The organism is Mesorhizobium sp. M7A.F.Ca.AU.001.01.1.1 (assembly GCF_004022735.1).
Classification (GTDB): Bacteria; Pseudomonadota; Alphaproteobacteria; order Rhizobiales; family Rhizobiaceae; genus Mesorhizobium; species Mesorhizobium ciceri.
Window position 1 is genome coordinate 1 of the sequence record NZ_RZPF01000948.1, and the last position, 1,996, is coordinate 1,996.

A 1,996-nucleotide genomic window follows, 5' to 3' on the forward strand; every position below is an offset into this window, starting at 1 on the left:
CCTTCGCATGCCGATCGTCGAGCGCCTGCTCGTCGAGCATGCGCCCGACGTGCTGTGCCTGCAGGAAACCAAGGTTCCCGACGAACTGTTCCCCGAGAAGGCTTTCCGCAAGCTCGGCTACGAGCACATCGCCTTCCATGGCCAGAAGGGCTACCACGGCGTAGCAACCGTGGCGCGGCGGCCGATCGAATTGGTCGAAAAGCGACGCTTTTGCGAAATCGAGGACAGCCGGCACCTCTCGGTGACGGTGCGGGCCGGCGGCAAGGCGATCCTGCTGCATAATTTCTACGTCCCGGCGGGCGGCGACGAACCGGATCCCGTCATCAACAGGAAGTTCAAGCACAAGCTCGATTTCGTTGCCGAGATGAATGCCATCCGGGCAGAACATGACGAGGTGTCCGGCTCGGTGCTGGTCGGCGACCTCAACATCGCCCCGCTCGAACATGACGTCTGGTCGCACAAGCAATTGCTCAACGTGGTCAGCCACACGCCGGTCGAGACGGAAAATTTCGAGGCGATGCGTCGCGCCGGCAACTGGGCCGACCTGATGCGGCTCAACGTGCCGGATGAGCAGAAGCTCTACACCTGGTGGAGCTATCGCGCGCAGGATTGGGAGCTGTCCAATCGCGGCCGCCGCCTCGACCACGTCTGGTCGTCGCCGAACCTTGTGCCCAGCTTTTCCGGCTACGAGATCCTGCGTCTGGCGCGCGGCTGGGAGCGCCCGTCGGACCATGTGCCTGTCATCGCGCGGTTCGATCTGGACTAGTCTGGTCGAAAATGCCCGCGTGCGGCAGTCAGTCTGTAGAGTTGGGACCGGCTGGATCCACCCACGGGCGGCCCAATCGTGTCACCATCGCCGCGTACCCAACGGCACCTGCCGCCCAGAGGAAGATGCCAAGCTCTTTGACGACGTCCTCGGCGATGGCGGCCGCAGAACCGGGGGTAGGAAACAGCTCTCCGAGCTGGTCGATCGATGCTGACATCGCCAGCAGGAAGCCTGCGGCCACAAAGATGATCGTGCCGTCGAATGTTTTCCGTCGCAGCCGGAAGAACCAGAACAACCCGGCGGCGGCGTAGGCAATCATCGGAACGATCTCCGGTATCCCAACAATGGGCAGCACGTCCTCATGGATCAACAACAGGTCATCGAGGCCCAAGAGGAGGGTAAGGCCGCCGAGAAACGTGCAATCCCATCGGCGCGTGAGCAGGCCAGCAAACAGGGTTGCGGCGCCGGAGCCGATCCATAGCGAAGCACCCAGGGACGAAATCCACCCCGTATAGAAACCGACTCCGGCGGCTGCGGATGGATCTCGATAAAAGATCCACGCGTCCAGACCACGAATTTGCGCGACGGACAGCGCGGCCAAGAGCATCGCAACGTTAATCGCCGCCGCCGCCACCACGACCAAGCGCCAGGCTATTGTCCATTCGCCGCCATGCTTTGTGTTCGGCGCGCTGTTCTCTGGCATTAGCTATTCTCATTGAGGACTGAGAGGAACTCCATTGGAATCAAAGATCAAGAAGTGCTGACCTATGCCTAATCCATTACGATGGCTGCCAGTTCTGCCGCGCCGAGAACTCCGCCTGCATTGTGCCGGTGGTCAGCATCGAACGGTTGCAGCGCTTCGCTCCACCGAACCCATTGTACCATGGCGCCGATGTTCAGGGGAGGCCGGCCTGCAAATGCCCGACCTGAATCCCAGCACGCTTCGAAGCGCGTCCAAATAAATTCGAACTCAAACGGCGCGCTTCACGTCTTCACGCATGTCGTTGCCCCAGGGCTGCTGCGCTGACAGGCCTGCGAGATCCGGTAGATGGGGATGGTCGCGGCGGCGTGTCGCCAGCATCCGTTGCGCCGCTTCGATGATTGTCGGCGCCGGGACATCGGCGACCAGGCCGGTCGGGCTGGCATGGCGGGTCGCGATCACGTCCACGCAGTTCGAAAGCGGCCTCCAACGGGCCATGTTGGCGCCGCCATTGAGGATAACCATCGGCG

3 protein-coding genes are annotated in these 1,996 nt (G+C 62.1%); 1 reads left to right on the plus strand and 2 read right to left on the minus strand.

The window, feature by feature from the left end; genetic code table 11:
• Nucleotides 1-766: exodeoxyribonuclease III (locus EN884_RS34395; RefSeq protein ID WP_164895367.1), on the plus strand; the 766-nt coding region annotated here is incomplete at its 5' end.
• 28 nt (nt 767-794) lie between these two features.
• Here EN884_RS34395 and EN884_RS34400 read toward each other — a convergent pair.
• Nucleotides 795-1,469 carry a hypothetical protein gene (locus EN884_RS34400; protein ID WP_063169523.1) on the minus strand — a complete coding sequence of 225 codons (675 nt, stop codon included), beginning with the start codon at nt 1,467-1,469 and terminating at the stop codon, nt 795-797.
• 267 nt (nt 1,470-1,736) lie between these two features.
• A partial coding sequence (locus EN884_RS34405; RefSeq protein WP_206617726.1) for a hypothetical protein occupies nt 1,737-1,996 on the minus strand: 260 nt, incomplete at its 5' end.

Bases quoted from the DNA above. Each gene is read 5' to 3' on its own strand.
- EN884_RS34400 (WP_063169523.1), bottom strand. From the start codon at position 1,469: ATGCCAGAGAACAGCGCGCCGAACACAAAGCATGGCGGCGAATGGACA.